Raw genomic sequence first — 14,866 nt, forward strand, 5'->3', positions numbered from 1 at the left:
GATCGCTAACATATGGCCAACGCTCATGGCGCGGGATTGGCTGAGACTGGTCGGGAGGATGCGGATGCGGTTCGGGCTGCTTGGCCCTCCTGCCGTGCACGACGCCTCTGGCGAGCCGCGCCCCCTGAACAGCGCCAAAGCCCGCGCCCTGCTCACCGCGCTGCTGCTGCGGCCGAATCGCGTCGTCCCCGTGGACGAACTCAAGGCCGCCCTCTGGGGCGACGAGCCGCCCGCATCCGCCCATGCATCCCTGCACAATCACGTGACCCGGCTGCGCCGGCTGCTCGCCGAGGACGACCGGCTCCGGGCCGCCCCGCCCGGGTATCTGCTGCGGGTCGAGCCGGGCGAGCTGGACACCGAGGTGTTCGAGACGCAGGTGCGCACCGCCCGTGCCGCGCAGGCGCGGGGCGACTGGGCCGCCGTCGCCGACGCCGCCCGACTCGGACTCGCGCTGTGGCGCGGCAGTCCGCTGGCCGGGCTGTACGACCCCGACGAGGGCGCGCCCGCGCTCGTACAACGGCTGCGGGAATCGCGGCTGCTGATGCTGGAGTGGCGGTACGACGCCGAGCTGCAGCTCGGCCGTCATGACGGGGTCGGGCCCGAACTCGCGGCGCTCGTAGCGGAGTTCCCGCTGCGGGAGGCATTCCACCGGCAGCTGATGCTGGTCCTGCACCGTACGGGCAGGCAGGCGGAGGCACTCGCCGCCTACCAGTCGCTGCGCCGCACGCTCGTCGAGGAGCTGGGCGTCGATCCCGGGCCGGCGGTGCAGGAGGCCTACCAGGAGGTGCTCCGTGCGCCGACAGCCGCAGCCGCACGGCCAGCCGGAGCATCAGCCTCAGGGCCAGCCGCAGCCTCAGCCGAGTCGCGGCCGCCCCGGCCCGCCCAACTGCCGCCCGCACCCGCCCACTTCATCGGCCGCGAGGACCTGGTCGCCGAGCTGCGCGCCGCCCTCGCCCTCGACGGCGGCGACGGTGTCAGCCGCCCCGTCGTCGTCTCCGGGATGGCCGGAGTCGGCAAGTCCGCCCTCGCCGTGCGAGTCGCCCACGCGCTGCGGGACGACTTCCCCGACGGGCAGCTGTACGTCAATCTGCGCGGCGCCACCCCCGGCGTGCCCCCGCTCGACCCCGGCCACGCACTCTGCGCCCTGCTGCGCGACCTCGGCGTCGACCCGCGGCAGGTGCCCGGTGAGGTGGACGCGGCCGCGGCCCTGCTCCGGTCCACCCTCGCGCCGACCCGGACCCTCCTCGTACTCGACGACGCCGCGTCCGCCGCGCAGGTGCGGCCGTTGCTGCCCGCCGGGCCCGGCTGCGCGGTCGTCGTCACCAGCCGCTCCCCGCTGACCGCGCTCGACGGCGCGGCCCGCTTCCCGCTCGCGCCGCTGTCTGCCGCGGACAGCGGGTTGCTGCTGCGGGCCGTCTCGGGGCGCGGCTTCGAAGAGGGCCTGGAGCGGCTCGTCGAACGGTGCGGCCGGCTGCCCCTCGCTCTGCGCGTCGTCGCCGCCCGCCTCGCCGCCCGCCGCGCGCTCACCGCCGACGTACTCGCCGGGCTGCTCGACGCTCAGGCGGGCCGGCTCGACCAACTCGACTACGACGACCTGAGCGTGCGCGGCTCGCTCGCCGTCGCGCACGACGGCCTCGACCCGGACGCCGCTCTCGCGCTGCGCCGGCTCGGCGCGGTCGACCTGCCCGAGTACGGAGCGCCCGCCGTCGCCCGGCTGATGGACACCGACGAGCGGCGCGCCGCGGCCGCCCTCGACCGGCTCGTCGATGTGGCGCTGCTGGAGGAGGTCTCGTACGGACGGTTCGTGCCGCACGACCTCGTACGGGACTTCGCCCGGGAACTCGCCGAGCGGGACGACGGCCGACAGCAGGCCGCCGAGCGCGTCCTCGTCTGGTACGCCGAGGCCACCCGCCAGATCGGCATCACGCTGCTCGCGCCCGGTCAGGAGGCGGGACTGCGGCTGCCCGGCCCGATCGGCGAGGCCGTGCCTTTCGAATCCGCCGAACAGGCCCTGGCCTGGGGCGATCTGGAACTGCCCAATCTTCTCGCGCTGATCGAGCGGTACGCGTCTGAGTCGGCGACGGCGCTGCTGCTCGTACGGGCGGGTTTCACATATCTCCAGCGGCGCGGCAGGCTCCAGGAGCTGGCCGTGATGGGCGAGTTGGCACTGGACGCGGCACGCAAGCTGGGCGACACCGCGGCCGAGGCGCACGCCCTCACCGACCTCGCGGGCATGAACTTCCTCAGCGGCAGGGCCGAACGAGCCCTCACCCTGAACGAGTCGGCCGTCACGATCTGGCGCACCCTCGGCGACGATCGCCGCGTCCAGCGCGGCCTCGGCAACCGCGGGATGCTGCTGGAGGGACTCGGCCGGTACGAGGAGGCGGCCGAGGCGCTGGAGTCCGCCCTCGCGTGCGCCCGCCGGCTCGGCGACGCGCACGGCGAGGCCATCATCCTCAGCCACCTGGGCAATCTCCTCGAGCACACCGACGCCCGCGCCGCGATCGCGTGCCACGAACGCAGCCTGGCCGCGGGTGTACGGCTGAAAAGCGAGATCCTGCGGCTCACCGCCCACTGCAACATCGGCTACGCCCACCTCACCCTCGGCGAACCCTCCGAAGCGGCCCGGCACTTCGACGAAAGCCTCGCCCTGATCGGCGACGACGGCGACTGGCACACCCAGTCCCAGGCCCGCATCGGCCGGGTCCGCGCCCTGCGCGAACTGGGCCGGGCCGAGGAAGCCCACCGCGAATGCGCGCTGCTGCTGGAGCGCGCGGGGTCCCGCGCCGACACCCAGATGCAGGCTCTCGCCCGCCACCAGCGCGGACTGCTCGTGCACGCCGAGGGCGACGAGGACGAGGCGCGCGAGCTGTGGGAGTCGGCGTTGAGCGCGCTGGAGGCGCTCGACGGCAAGCATGCGGCGCTCATGGCGGAGCTGCGGGAGCTGCTGGGCCGGCCATGACCCTCTGAATTCCCTGTGAAACATTCCGTCTCGGTCACCGCGTCAATGAGGTGACGGGCAAGAAGCCCCCGAGCGACAAGCAAGCTGGACAACGGGGATGAACGGGGAGGGCATGAGACAGTCCCGCGCGGACGAATTCATGGAATTCGCAGCCGGCCGCACAGGCCATCTCTTTCGCTCCGCATGCCTGCTCACCAGCGGCGACACCCATCTCGCCGAGGATCTGGTGCAGGAGACGCTGAGCCGGATGTATGTGGTGTGGGGCCGGATCTCGAGGGTGGACAACCCTGCCGCGTACTCCCAGACGGTGCTGGTGCGCGCTTTCCTCAGCCACCGCCGGCGCCGCTCGGCCACCGAGCGTCCACTGGCCGAGGTGCCCGACGAGACCGCGACGCCCGGCGGCGAACCGGAGGTGCGGATCTCGCTCCTGCAGGCGCTGGGGGAACTGGCGCCGAAGGACCGGGCCGTGGTGGTGCTGCGGTACTGGGAGGACCGCAGCATCGAGGAGACCGCCGAGGCGATGCACACGAGTACGGCTGCCGTACGGACCAGGTCGTCGAGGGCGCTTGGCAAACTCCGCGACGCGCTGGGCTCCAGCCTCGCCGAGTTCGTCGCCCGCTGACCTGCCTCCTGACCCGGGCCCTGACCGGCCCCCGAGCACTTTCCCCGGACTTTCCGAGAACTGGTGGTTCCCCATGTCTTTCGAGGACGAACTCGGCGAGGCGCTGCGCCGAATCGGCAACACCTTCGACAGCGACCAGCAGACCCTGCTGACGGCGGGTGTGGAGCGCGGCCGCCGCACCGTGCGCCGCAGGCGCGTCCTCGCGGTCACCGCGAGCGTGGTGGCACTGGGCGTGATGGGCTCGGGGGCATACGCGGGCGGGCTGCTGGGCGACGGCAGCGGCGAGACGAAGGTCGCGAAGGAAGCGCCCACGGTGGACAGCGGGCGGGTCTTCGAGATCTGGAAGAAACTGGCCCCCGCGGGGACGTTCAGCCAGGAGAAAGTGCTGCCGCTGAAGCCCGGGCAGTACGCGCATGTCTCGTTCGTCTACGACGACGGGAAGGGCGCGGGGCTGGTCGAGTTCACGATGGGCAAGGCCGATCTGCGGGCGGGTGCCGAGGGCTGCGAACCGGCCGACAGGAAGTGCCGGGCTGGGTCGCAATCGGACGGCGCCCGGAGCCTGTACGTCGAGAGCCACGAAGCTCCGTACACCACCCTTGACACCAAGTCCGTGCGGCGGCAGATCATCACACCCGAGGGCTTTTTCGTCGAAGCCACCGTCTGGAACACCCCCGATCCCCGGCAGGCCACCGGCACCCGGAAGGTGCCGGTCCTCAAGTACGACCTGCACCGGCTCAACGCGAACGAGTGGCGGAACGAGCTGAAGAAGTTCCCTGTGCCCGATCCGCTGGGAGGCGAGCCGCCTCTCGACCCGGCGTTCGTCACCCCGTCGGGGAAGATCTCGGGAACCGAGCTGACCAGCACGTTCAAGGGGCTGCTCCCGAAGGGTTCGTTCAGCGAGGAGAAGGGCCGGGGCACGGGTGATCAGCTGGGCCCGGCGGCGTCATTCGTGTACGACGACGGCAAGGGCAGGGCGGGCCTCACCGCCGAGCTGTACCGCGTCGATCCACATGGCTACTCGACCCGGCAGTACACCAGTTGCCGCCAGGTGCCCCATTGCACCGTCACCACCTCGGCGGACGGCTCCAAGGTGCGGATCTACCAGGTGGAGTACGGAAAGGGCGGCGGGTTCCGCAAGTTCTGGACGGCCACCTATCTCTCCCCGCAGGGACACATGGTCGAGATCTCCGAATGGAACACGCCCGACCGGGAGGTCGCCAAGGCAACCCGGGACACGCCGCCCCTCACCGTCGAGCAGCTGCGGGCCGTGGCGTCGTCCAAGAAATGGCAGCCCGCCCTTGACGAACTGCCCGCCGCCCCTAAGGAGTTGGTCGGCGGCGCCACCCGGCCGACCGGGCACGAGGCCGACGAATACGTCAGCCAACTGATGCATCTGCGCCAGGCGGCGAAGTCCGGCAACCCGCACGTCAAGGGCTGCGACAGCACGTGCTGGTCCCGGCTCACCCTGAACAAGGACGGCCTGGGCGCCGGATCCCTCGAGGTCAGCTTCGACGAGAGCAGGACGAACAAGACTGGTGACACGCTGCTCGACCTCCGCCAGGAGCGGGTGGAGAGGGGCGGCAAGGGTGTGGTCCGCTGGATCGTCACGGCCAGTCTGCCGGGAGGTAAGCAGGTGACCCTCACCGCCTACAACGCGCCCACCCCGGACGCCGACGCGACGCGCAACAGCCCGCCGGTCAATGTGCCGCTCCTCAAGAAGATCGCTCTGGCTCCCCAGTGGAACGACGAGGCCTACCTCAAGGCGATGGAGAAGCCGTTCCCCACCTGGTGACTCACTTCGCGTCGGCGTAGCACTCCACCACCGCCGTCGTGAACGGAAACCGCACCGGCGTCTCACCGAAAGCGATCCGCCCGGCCAGCTCCCCGGCCGCGCGGATCGCCTTCGCCACGTCCTGCGCCTCCTCGGCCGGGCAGTGCACAATCACTTCGTCGTGCTGGAAGAAGACCAGCTCCGCGCGCATCCCCGCGGTGGCCTGCCGCAGCGCCGCCAGCATCAGCAGCGCCCAGTCCGCCGCGCTGCCCTGGACCACGAAGTTACGGGTGAAGCGGCCCCGCGCCCGCGCGTTCGACGACGCGTAGCCGGGGGTGAATTCGGTATCCGGGGACGGGAGTTCCTCGCTCTCCTGGGGGATCCCCGCCTCCTCGTCGTCGCCCGACCCGACCGCCCTCGGGCTGGTGCGGCCCAGCCAGGTGCGTACGAGCCGGCCTTCCTCGCCCGCGCGGGCCGCGTCGTCCACGTACGCCACGGCCAGCGGGAATCTGCGTCGCAGCATGGCCAGGTTCTTCAGGCCGTCGCCCGACGTCTGGCCGTAGATCGCGCCCAGCAGCGCGAATTTCGCGTGGTCGCGGTCGCCGGAGAAGGCCCGGTCGGACAGCGCGGAGTACAGGTCGCCGTCGTGGCCCGCGACCTCCATCAGGCCCCGGTCACGGGAGATCGCGGCGAGCACCCGGGGCTCCATCTGGTCGGCGTCCGCGACCACGAGCCGCCAGCCCTCGTCCGCGACCACCGCGCGCCGGATCACCTTCGGGATCTGAAGTGCCCCGCCGCCATTGGTCGTCCAGCGGCCGGAGACCGTGCCGCCGGGCAGATACTCGGGGCGGAACCGCCCGTCCCGCACCCAGTCCTGGAGCCAGCTCCAGCCGTGCGCCGTCCAGATGCGGTACAGCTTCTTGTACTGGATCAGCGGCTTCACCGCCGGATGGTCGAGCTCCTCCAGCTCCCAGCGGCGCGTCGACCTCACCTTGATCCCGGCCTGCGTGAAGGCTTTCACCACGTCCGCGGGCAGATCGGGGCGCACGCGGCGCCCGAACGCCGCCGACACCTCGTCCGCCAGTTCCGCCAGACGGCGCGGCTCGCCTCCGCCCGCGTACCGCTCACCCAGCAGCTCGTGCAGCACGTCCCGGTGGACGTCCGCCCGCCACGGCAGCCCCGCCCGGTTCATCTCCGCGGCCACCAGCATCCCCGCCGACTCGGCGGCCGTCAGCAGCCGCATCCGCCCGGGGTGCTCGGCCGCCTCGTGTCTTCGCTGCTGGTGGGCGTAGACCTCGAGCAGCGCCTCGAGCGGTACGGGCACGGGCTGCGGCTCGAACAGCGAGGACTGCGAGCCCGGTTCGGCCGCGCGCTGCGGCGGATCGGGTGGTACGGGACCGTTCCTCAGCCGGCCCAAGGCGGCCGCCGCCGACCGGGGCTCGCCGAGCCGGCCCTCGTGGCCGAGCAGCAGCAGCTCCGCGTCCTCGATGTCGTAGCACCGCTCGACGCGCACCCCGGCCGCCAGCAGACGGGGATAGATCTCGGCGGTGGAGCGCCAGACCCACCGGCCGACCTCCGGCCGGGACCGGACGGCCTCGACCAGATCGGGCTCCAGCTGGACGGGCCCGGTGGGCAGGCCGTCGGGGCCGAGGGGGACGAGCCGCGCCCCGTCGCCCTCCGCCGCTGCCAGAGCCCAACGATCGCTCATGGGTGCGAGTGTGGCAGCCGCCACTGACAACCGCCGGGTCTGACGGGCACCCCCTACGCCACGGCGTGGAACAGCGCCGACGCCTCGCCCCGCGACGCGACCCCCAGCTTGGTGAGGATGTTCGCGACGTGGAACTTCACGGTCGACTCGCTGATGTGCAGCTCCTGCGCGATCACCCGGTTGCGGTGCCCGCGGGCCAGATGTGCCAGCACCTCCAGCTCCCGCGCCCCCAGCGAGCCGAGCGGATCGGTGGGCATGGGCTGGGGTGTCCCCAGCGGGAACGTTGCCGTGATCGTCGTGCCCCAGCCCGGCACCGCGTCCACGTCCAGCCGCCCGCCCAGCGCGTCGAGCCGCTCCCCGACCCGGTGCGCGCCGAGCGCGCAGGAGGTGAGCTCGCCGGGGCCGTCGTCCCGTACCGTCACGCGCAGCTCGGTCTCGGTCAGATGCCAGCCGACATGGATCCGGCCGAGCCGGTCCTGTTCGAGGACGGTCAGCAGCAGGGCCCGTGCGACCGCGCGCGCCGCGTGCGCCACATCGGCGGCCAGCGGCCGGGCGGTGTCCGGCGCACCCAGCTCAAGACGGACCGGGCTGTAGCGCAGCATCGGCCGCAGCGAGTCCGCGAGCCGGGCGAGGGGAAGCTGGTGGTCACTCCGTAGCGGGCGTTCTTCGTGACCACCGGTCCCACTCCGTGACCACCGGTCCCCCGTCCTTCCACGTCCGTCGGCCTCTCTAGGATCGAGCAAGTTTGTTCGAGCTGAACCTGGGGTGGGGAATCGTGGTACGAGGACGAGGACGAGGTCGAGGTCTGAGACGCGGCGTGGGCGCGGGGCTGGTCCCGGCGGCGCTCGTGATGGGGGTGCTGAGCGGCTGTTCGTCGGAGCCGAAGCCGGACCGGCCGACCGGCGCTGCGAAGAGCACGGCGAAAGACGGGGCGAAAGACGGGGCGAAGGGCACGGCGAAGACTGAGACGCCGGCCGCGGCCAAGGGCGGCACGGTCGGGGGCGCGGGTTCGCCGTGCGCCCTGCCCGTCTCGTTCGACCTCGCGTCGGGCTGGAAGCCGCAGGCCGTCAAGGACGACCCCGAGTTCGGGCTGGCCCGGCAGGGCCCCGTCACCCTCGTCTGCGAGATTGACGCCAAGCCCGCCGGGAACATCGGCTTCCTGCGTGTCTGGACCGGCGGCCGCAGCGGCGACGACCCGCGCCGGGCGCTCGAAGCGTTCGTCGCGGAGGAGGCGAAGAGCCGGGACAAGGTCGCATACACGCAGACCAAGGCGGGGGAGTACGCCGCGGCCGAGGTGACCTACCTCAACACCAATGAGTTCCTGGACGAGCCCAAGAAGGAACGGGCGCTCGCCTTCACAACCCCGCGCGGCGTGGTCGTCCTTCATCTCGGGGGAATGGACTCCGAGGAGCACGAGGAGATGCTGCCGGCGTACGAGCTGGCCAAGAAGAGCGTCCGCAGCGCCTGACGGCGGGGGGCTCCCGTCAGGGCTGTGGCGGATCGCCCTGGTCGCGGGGCTGCCGGTGGCGGCCCCGCTGATCAGATGCGGGTCACCCGCCGGGCCGGCGGCAGCGCGGCCACCACCGCGACGACCGCGCAGGCGCCCGCCGCTGACCCGGCTGTCCCCCACGGGACGGTCACCGTCACGGGCGCGGACAGGGCGGCCAGCGCGGTACCGAGTCCCATGAGATTGACGGCGGTTACGGCCAGCCCGAGCAGCGTGCCGATCGCGACCGCGAGCAGCGTCTCGCCCGCGACGACCCGCAGGATCTGGGCGCGGGTCGCGCCCGCCAGCCGCAGCGAGGTCAGCTCTCCCGCCCGTGCCGATGTGGCCATGAGCAGGGTCCCCGCCAGCGCGATCGCCGTGTAGACGAGGGCGATGCCGAGGACGACCAGCAGGCCTAGGCGGGTCTGCGGGCTGGTCCGGGGATGGGTGGCCGCCGCCCACGCGTCCGTCGTCCTGACCGTGCCGCCGGTGGTGGCCCGTAGCGCGTCAGTGGCGGCATCCCGGTCCGCTCCTTCCGCGAGCTGCACGTCGATACGGTCGACCTTCGCCACGGGCGCGTTGGCTGCGGTGATGAACGCGCCGTTACTTCCCGTTCCGATGGCGAGTACGGCGGCGATACGCAGCGAGGCCGGGCGGCCGTCGCCGAGCCAGACGTCCACCGTCTCGCCCACCGTGTGCTTCTCCCACTCCTCGTTGACGACGATCGAACGGTCGTCGAGGTCGCGCAGATCGCCCGCGACGAGGGGCAGCCTGGCGAGGCTCGCGAAGGCGGCCGGGTCGGAGACGGCGCGGGCGTCGGACCGGATGAGGGCGGTGCCTTCCTCCCGTACGAAAACGGCGGTGGACGCGGAGGCGGAGAGCGTCGCCCCGGGGAGCTCGCCCGGCTCCACCGGCTTCAACTCATCGCCGGTGACCACGAGTTGGGCGGCGGTCTGGGTACGCGCCTCGGCCGCCTTCGCCTCCGTCACTGTCGCGGCGGAGCCGAGCAGCGAACCGGCCAGCGCGACCGTGACCAGGACGGGCGCGGCGACGGCAGCGGTCCGGCGTACGGCTGCCGCCGTGTTCTCCCGTACGAGCATCCCGGTGACCCCCGGCAGGGGCAGCAGCCCGGCCGTACGGCGTACGAGCAGCGGAGCGAGGAGGGCGACAGCGGTGATCAGGACCATCGGCTGCGTCGTGTACGTCTTGCGTTTCAGCAGGCCGGAGGGGTCCATGGCGAGCGTCCAGACCAGCAGCCCGGCACCGGTTGCGAACAGCGCGAGTCCGGCCAGCCGCCGCCCGAGCGGCATCGCGCCCGTGTCCACGTCCGCCTCGCGCAACGCCTCGACGGGGCCGATGCGGCCCGCCCGGCGCGATGCCGCCCACACTCCGGCGAGCGCGACCAACAGCCCGGTCCAGAAGGCGGCATGGAACGGCCAGGCGGCCTCGCGGATCGTGAACCACTCCGGCGCCACCTCCCCGTCGACCAGCAGCCGGGCGAGCCTCGGTGCACCCCACGCACCGAGCGCGCAGCCCACCGCCGAGGCGAGCGTGCCGACGACGAGAGCCTCGGTCAGGAGCAGCCTGCGGATCTGGCCGGGGGTCGCGCCCGCCGTGCGCAGCAGCCCGAACTCCCTTCTGCGCAGCGCCACCGCGAAGGCGAACGTCGACGCGACGACGAAGACGGAGACGAAGGCGGACACGCCACCGGCCGTGCCGAGCAGGGAGTTCACGGCGACGAGGGCCTCGGCGTCGCGCTCGGGGTCCGGGTCGGCGCGGCGGCGGTCGTCCCCGGTGAGCACCTGGGCGCGGTCGCCGACGACCTTGCGTACGGCCGCGGCCGGGGCGTCGACGCCGACCGCGTCCCGACCGCCCCGTTGCACCACCGGGCCGAGGGCGCGAAGTCGGCGCACGAGTTCGGTATCCACAGGGTGTGGATGGGGCAGGGGCAGGTGGCGCCGGGACTCGACGGCGAGGGTGTCCGTCCCCATCACCACAACCGGCGAGGACGCGAACCGTTCGGGCGCGCGCTTCGGGGCGTCGAAAGTCGAGGCGAGGCCGAGCCCCATCGCGGCGATCAGCCCGACGCCGAGCGCGAGCGCGACGAAGCTCGCGGCGAAGGTGGCCCAGCGGGCGCGCAGCGCGGCGAACGCGACGGTCAGCACGGCACGGCCTCCAGACCATCGAGTCCATCCAGTCCATCGAGACCATCCAGCCGCGCCAGCTGGGCCGCTACCCGCTCGGCACTCGGCGCGGCCAGCTCGCCGCCGACCCGCCCGTCGACCAGGAACACGACCCGGTCCGCGTACGCCGCCGCCACCGGATCATGGGTGACCATCACGATCGTCTGCCCCTCCCGGTCCACCAACTCCCGCAGCATGACCAGCACTTCACGGCTGGTCCCGGTGTCCAGTGCCCCGGTCGGCTCGTCGCCGAAGAGCACGGCGGGCCGCGTGATCAGCGCCCGCGCGATCGCCACCCGCTGTTGCTGCCCGCCGGACAGTTCCCCGGGCCGGTGCCGCGCCCGCCCTTCGAGCCCCACCCGGGCGAGCGCCTCCCGTATCTCCGTACGCGCCGGCCGTCGGCCCGCCAGCCGCAGTGGCAGGGCCACGTTCTGCGCGGCACTCAGCGAGGGGACCAGATTGAACGCCTGGAAGACGAATCCGATCCGCTCCCGCCGCAGCAGGGTGAGCCGCCGCTCGCTGAGCCCGCCCAGCGCGATCCCGTCGATCTCGACGCTCCCGGACGTGGGCCGGTCGAGCCCGGCCGCGCACTGGAGCAGCGTCGATTTACCGGACCCGGAGGGCCCCATGACCGCGGTGAAGGAGCCGGCGCGGAGGTCGAGGTCGACGCCGTCGAGGGCGGTGACGTCGCCGTAGGCCTTGCGGACGGCTCGGAGCCGTACGGGGTTGGTGTCCATGCCTCCAGGCTTCCGTTTCCCGGGGCGGTGATCACGACCACTGGGGGGCGTCCTGGCGGTAGGGCCTGCCCTACCCCGTGGGATCATCTGGGCGTGAGCACGGTCGGTACGGTGGAGAAGGCCCTCGCCGTCGCGCTGTACGCCGACGGGGACGAAGGGCTGGACACCGGCGCGTCCCTGCTTGCCGCCGATCCGTCCGCCGACGCGGTACTGCGGCTGCGCGGCGAGGAGCTCGTACGCAGTGCCTGGGAGCGCGGCTGGCAGCCGGCCGACGTCGTACGCATGGTCCGGCGCGACCTGGACGAGACGCATGAACGGCTGGTCGCCGAGCTGATCGTGGGGGAGAGCGGGCGGTACGCACATCTCGCCCCACGCTGGCGGGCCCAGCTCGACGAGCTGAAGCAGGCCCCTTACGCCGCGGACCGCTTCTCGTACGCCACCGCCGTGCTGGAGCTGTACCGGCTGCTGGTCCGGCTCCCGGCGATCGAACCGGTCGGCCAGGCCCCCGGCGCACCCTTCTCCGCCGAGCCCGCCCCGCACGAGCCGCGCATGCTGACCCGCATCCGCGCCCTGCTCGCCAAGGCGGAGGCGACCGGCTACCCCGAGGAGGCGGAGGCGCTCACCGCGAAGGCCCAGGAACTGATGGCCCGCCACAGTCTCGACGAGGCCCTGCTCGCCGCCCGGACCCACCGCCCCGACGCACCCGCGGCCTGCCGTATCGGCGTGGACGCCCCGTACGAAACGGCAAAGGCGATCCTCCTCGACGCGGTCGCCTCCGCGAACCGCTGCCGGGCGGTGTGGAACAGCGCCTTCGGCTTCTCGACGGTCGTCGGCTTCGACGGCGACCTAGAGGCGGTAGAGCTGCTGTACACCTCGCTGCTGGTCCAGGGGACGACGGCGATGACCCGGGCGGAGGCCGGCCAGCGCGCGGGCGGCCGCAAGCGTACGAAGACCTTCCGCCAGTCGTTCCTGATGGCGTACGCCCACCGGCTGGGCGAGCGGCTCGCGGCGGTGGCGGACGAAGTGGTGACCGCGGACCTGCTGCCGGTGCTGGCATCGCGGGACGTGGCCGTGACGGACCGCGCGGAGGAGATGTTCCCGCAGACGACGACCACGCGGGTCCGCGGCGTGACGGACGAAGCGGGCTGGACCCACGGCAGGGCGGCGGCGGACAGCGCGCAGGTGTCGAAGACGCACCCCCGCATCACTCCTTGACGAAGTCCGAGTATCGGCTGTGCTGATGTGCGGTACTTCGTGTGGTCACGAACGCGGTGTCGGAGCAGTCTCTGCACTCCTGGACGCGGTCGCCCTGCGCTGGGGTGTGGTTCGGGGGGCGGACAGCAAGACGGTGTGGTGCGAGCTGGAGGATGCGTAGTTCAGTGGCGGCCCCCTGCCCCGGGACAGAGCAGGGGGCCGTGCGTCAGCGCTCCTGGACGAACGCCTTGCCCTCGTGGGCGTCAGCGGAGCAGGACTTCTTCTCCGTAGCGGTCATCTTGCGGCTCTTGACGACCACCGCGTTGCTCTTGCCGTCCGTGCCGTTCGCGGCCGGTCCGGTGATGGTGTCCTGCCAGAACCAGTAGTAGTGGCCCCACTTGGGGCTGTCGTAGTGGGTCTGCCAGGTGCCGGAGACCATCTGCATCACCTGGGCGCGGGAGATCCAGCCCACTTCACCGGGCTTGACCGTCATGCCCAGGGAGCTGCTCTCCGAGTGCGTGCTCGACCAGCTGTGGTTGTAGCTTGCCGTCACGCTCAGGTCCACAATGCCCGCGATCTTGCCGCCCGCGGTGACCGAGACGCCGACCGAGTCGGTGGAGCCCACGGTGTCGTTCCAGGTCATGGACTGAGTGGCGTCCGAGGTACTGCAGTTGAACAGCGAGTCGGATACCTGGCGGAACTGACCCAGGTACGCCTGGCCGAGCTGCGGCGAATTGAAGGTGCACTTGCCCTCGCCCGAGGCGCAGTCCGCCGTGAGCTGCTGCCGTGTCGGCTGCTCCTCGGCGAACGCGGACGGGGTGGCGGCCGCGGCCATCCCGCATGCGGCCACAGTCGTGGCCAGTAACCGGCCGCCGTACCGTATGACGCGGTTGTCCGTCATTATGATGCCTTTCGCATGTGCTGGGGGTCGGTGAAGCCGCCTGAGGGATACGGGACTTGAGGCGCCCCCGATGCCCGCGGGAGATCACCGCCTGGTGCGCAAGTGATTGTCCTGACAACGGGCCCGCCGCGCCAGGGTGGTCCCGGCCGCCCGTCCGGATCGCGATCGGCACAACGACGACGGGCCGCGAACCCGTGCAGGGTCCGCGGCCCGTAACCGGCCTCGTACGTCAGAGACGGCAGGAGCGTCAGGGAGTCGGGATGCCGGTCGGCAGTCCCGTCGGAAGCTTGCCCGGGTCGGTCTTGGTGAGCGTGTCCTTCGCGCCGGCGTCCCACGAGACAACCAGCGTCGTGCCGTCGTTGGACTCGATCGAGCCCATGGTGCGGTCGGTGTTTCCGTCGGCGCACTTCAGGGACAGCATCGGCTTGCCATGGTCGGTCACCTGGCCCGTGCAGACGTGCCCGTCTGCAACGACCGCCGCGATCTTGCCCGAGACGGACAGCGCGACGGTCTTGCCGTCGGTGACACCGGCCCAGGCGCCCTCGATGCTCCCACTCGCGGCCCCGCCGTCGCCGTCGTCGCCGCCGCCCGTCTCCGTCGGCTTGGCCGACGTCTTGTCCTTGCCGGAGTCGTCGTTGTCGCCGCTGCTGCAGCCGGTCAGCGCCAGAGCGGCGACAAGACCCGCCGCGGCGACTGACATCCGTACGCGCTTGTGCACTTATCGGTCCCCCTTGTCGGTTTCAAGACCGCGCCAAGCTACCAGGAGGCCTTACGGACTCCCGGGAGGAATCCGGCGTGTGCCTGCTCACGCAGCCGCACCCGCGAAATGCCGAACTTCCGCAGATGTCCGCGCGGCCTGCCGTCCACGCTGTCCCGGTTCCGCACCCGCGTCGCGCTCGCGTCGCGCGGCTGACGCCGCAACTCGGCCTGCGCGGCGGCCCGTTCGTCCGCACTCGTGCCCGGGCGGCGGATGATCTCCTTCAACTCCGCCCGCCGCTCGGCATATCGCTCGACGACATCCTTGCGCCGCTCATTGCGGGCGATCTTGCTTTTCTTTGCCATCAGACCTTCACCCCGCGGGCACGGATGCGGGCCACGGCGGCCTCGATCCCGATCGTGTCGATGGCCTTGACAGCGCGGGCGCTCAGCGTGAGCCGGACATGGCGGCCCTCACTCGGCAGCCAGTAGCGCTTGCGCTGGATGTTGGGGTCGAAGCGGCGCGACGTGCGCCGGTGCGAGTGGGAGATGTTGTTGCCGAAGCCCGGCTGGGCGCCGGTCAGCTGGCAGTGGGCGGACACAGGT

13 protein-coding genes are annotated in these 14,866 nt (G+C 72.1%); 5 read left to right on the forward strand and 8 right to left on the reverse strand.

Annotated elements, in window-relative coordinates:
- The first annotated feature begins 58 nt into the window (after positions 1-58).
- From ACZ3H8_RS20855 to ACZ3H8_RS20865, 3 genes are all read left to right on the forward strand, one after another.
- Positions 59-2,962, forward strand: a complete 2,904-nt coding sequence (locus ACZ3H8_RS20855) for an AfsR/SARP family transcriptional regulator (RefSeq protein WP_467403887.1) — start codon at positions 59-61, stop codon at positions 2,960-2,962.
- A 112-nt stretch (positions 2,963-3,074) separates the two neighbouring features.
- Positions 3,075-3,584: a SigE family RNA polymerase sigma factor gene (locus ACZ3H8_RS20860; protein ID WP_467403889.1), complete on the forward strand. Its 510-nt coding sequence runs from the start codon at positions 3,075-3,077 to the stop codon at positions 3,582-3,584.
- A 73-nt stretch (positions 3,585-3,657) separates the two neighbouring features.
- A complete protein-coding gene (locus ACZ3H8_RS20865; protein ID WP_467403891.1) occupies positions 3,658-5,376 on the forward strand; it encodes a hypothetical protein in 1,719 nt (572 codons plus the stop codon).
- A gap of 1 nt (position 5,377) precedes the next feature.
- Here ACZ3H8_RS20865 and ACZ3H8_RS20870 read toward each other — a convergent pair whose 3' ends face one another.
- Both ACZ3H8_RS20870 and ACZ3H8_RS20875 read right to left on the reverse strand, forming a co-directional pair.
- Positions 5,378-7,063, reverse strand: coding sequence for a bifunctional 3'-5' exonuclease/DNA polymerase (locus ACZ3H8_RS20870; RefSeq protein WP_467403894.1), 1,686 nt, complete (start codon positions 7,061-7,063; stop codon positions 5,378-5,380).
- A 53-nt stretch (positions 7,064-7,116) separates the two neighbouring features.
- Complete coding sequence (locus ACZ3H8_RS20875; protein ID WP_467403896.1) at positions 7,117-7,665, reverse strand: helix-turn-helix transcriptional regulator; 549 nt, start codon at positions 7,663-7,665, stop codon at positions 7,117-7,119.
- Positions 7,666-7,880: 215 nt separating this feature from the next.
- On the opposite strand from ACZ3H8_RS20875, the gene ACZ3H8_RS20880 reads away from it, so the two are divergent.
- Positions 7,881-8,531 carry a lipoprotein gene (locus ACZ3H8_RS20880; protein WP_467403898.1) on the forward strand — a complete coding sequence of 217 codons (651 nt, stop codon included), beginning with the start codon at positions 7,881-7,883 and terminating at the stop codon, positions 8,529-8,531.
- A 71-nt stretch (positions 8,532-8,602) separates the two neighbouring features.
- Here the strand turns inward: ACZ3H8_RS20880 and ACZ3H8_RS20885 are convergent, their stop codons facing one another.
- Positions 8,603-10,714: an ABC transporter permease gene (locus ACZ3H8_RS20885; protein ID WP_467403901.1), complete on the reverse strand. Its 2,112-nt coding sequence runs from the start codon at positions 10,712-10,714 to the stop codon at positions 8,603-8,605.
- Positions 10,708-11,469, reverse strand: coding sequence for an ABC transporter ATP-binding protein (locus ACZ3H8_RS20890; RefSeq protein ID WP_467403903.1), 762 nt, complete (start codon positions 11,467-11,469; stop codon positions 10,708-10,710). The genes ACZ3H8_RS20885 and ACZ3H8_RS20890 overlap by 7 nt, the downstream gene beginning before the upstream one ends.
- A 93-nt stretch (positions 11,470-11,562) precedes the next feature.
- On the opposite strand from ACZ3H8_RS20890, the gene ACZ3H8_RS20895 reads away from it, so the two are divergent.
- Positions 11,563-12,684 (forward strand): DUF2786 domain-containing protein, encoded by a 1,122-nt coding sequence (locus tag ACZ3H8_RS20895; protein WP_467403906.1) that lies wholly within the window; start codon positions 11,563-11,565, stop codon positions 12,682-12,684.
- Positions 12,685-12,889: 205 nt separating this feature from the next.
- Here the strand turns inward: ACZ3H8_RS20895 and ACZ3H8_RS20900 are convergent, their stop codons facing one another.
- From ACZ3H8_RS20900 to rpmB, 4 genes are all read right to left on the reverse strand, one after another.
- Positions 12,890-13,564: a hypothetical protein gene (locus ACZ3H8_RS20900; protein ID WP_467403908.1), complete on the reverse strand. Its 675-nt coding sequence runs from the start codon at positions 13,562-13,564 to the stop codon at positions 12,890-12,892.
- Between the two features lie 247 nt (positions 13,565-13,811).
- Positions 13,812-14,282: a hypothetical protein gene (locus ACZ3H8_RS20905; RefSeq protein ID WP_467403909.1), complete on the reverse strand. Its 471-nt coding sequence runs from the start codon at positions 14,280-14,282 to the stop codon at positions 13,812-13,814.
- Positions 14,283-14,320: 38 nt separating this feature from the next.
- Positions 14,321-14,626: a 30S ribosomal protein S14 gene (gene rpsN / locus ACZ3H8_RS20910; protein ID WP_467403912.1), complete on the reverse strand. Its 306-nt coding sequence runs from the start codon at positions 14,624-14,626 to the stop codon at positions 14,321-14,323.
- Entirely contained in the window at positions 14,626-14,862 is a 237-nt protein-coding gene (rpmB, locus tag ACZ3H8_RS20915) for a 50S ribosomal protein L28 (RefSeq protein WP_467403914.1), read from the reverse strand. Before rpmB ends, rpsN begins: the two co-directional genes overlap by 1 nt.
- Positions 14,863-14,866: the final 4 nt, after the last annotated feature.

This window comes from Streptomyces sp. NPDC002868 (genome assembly GCF_055563295.1).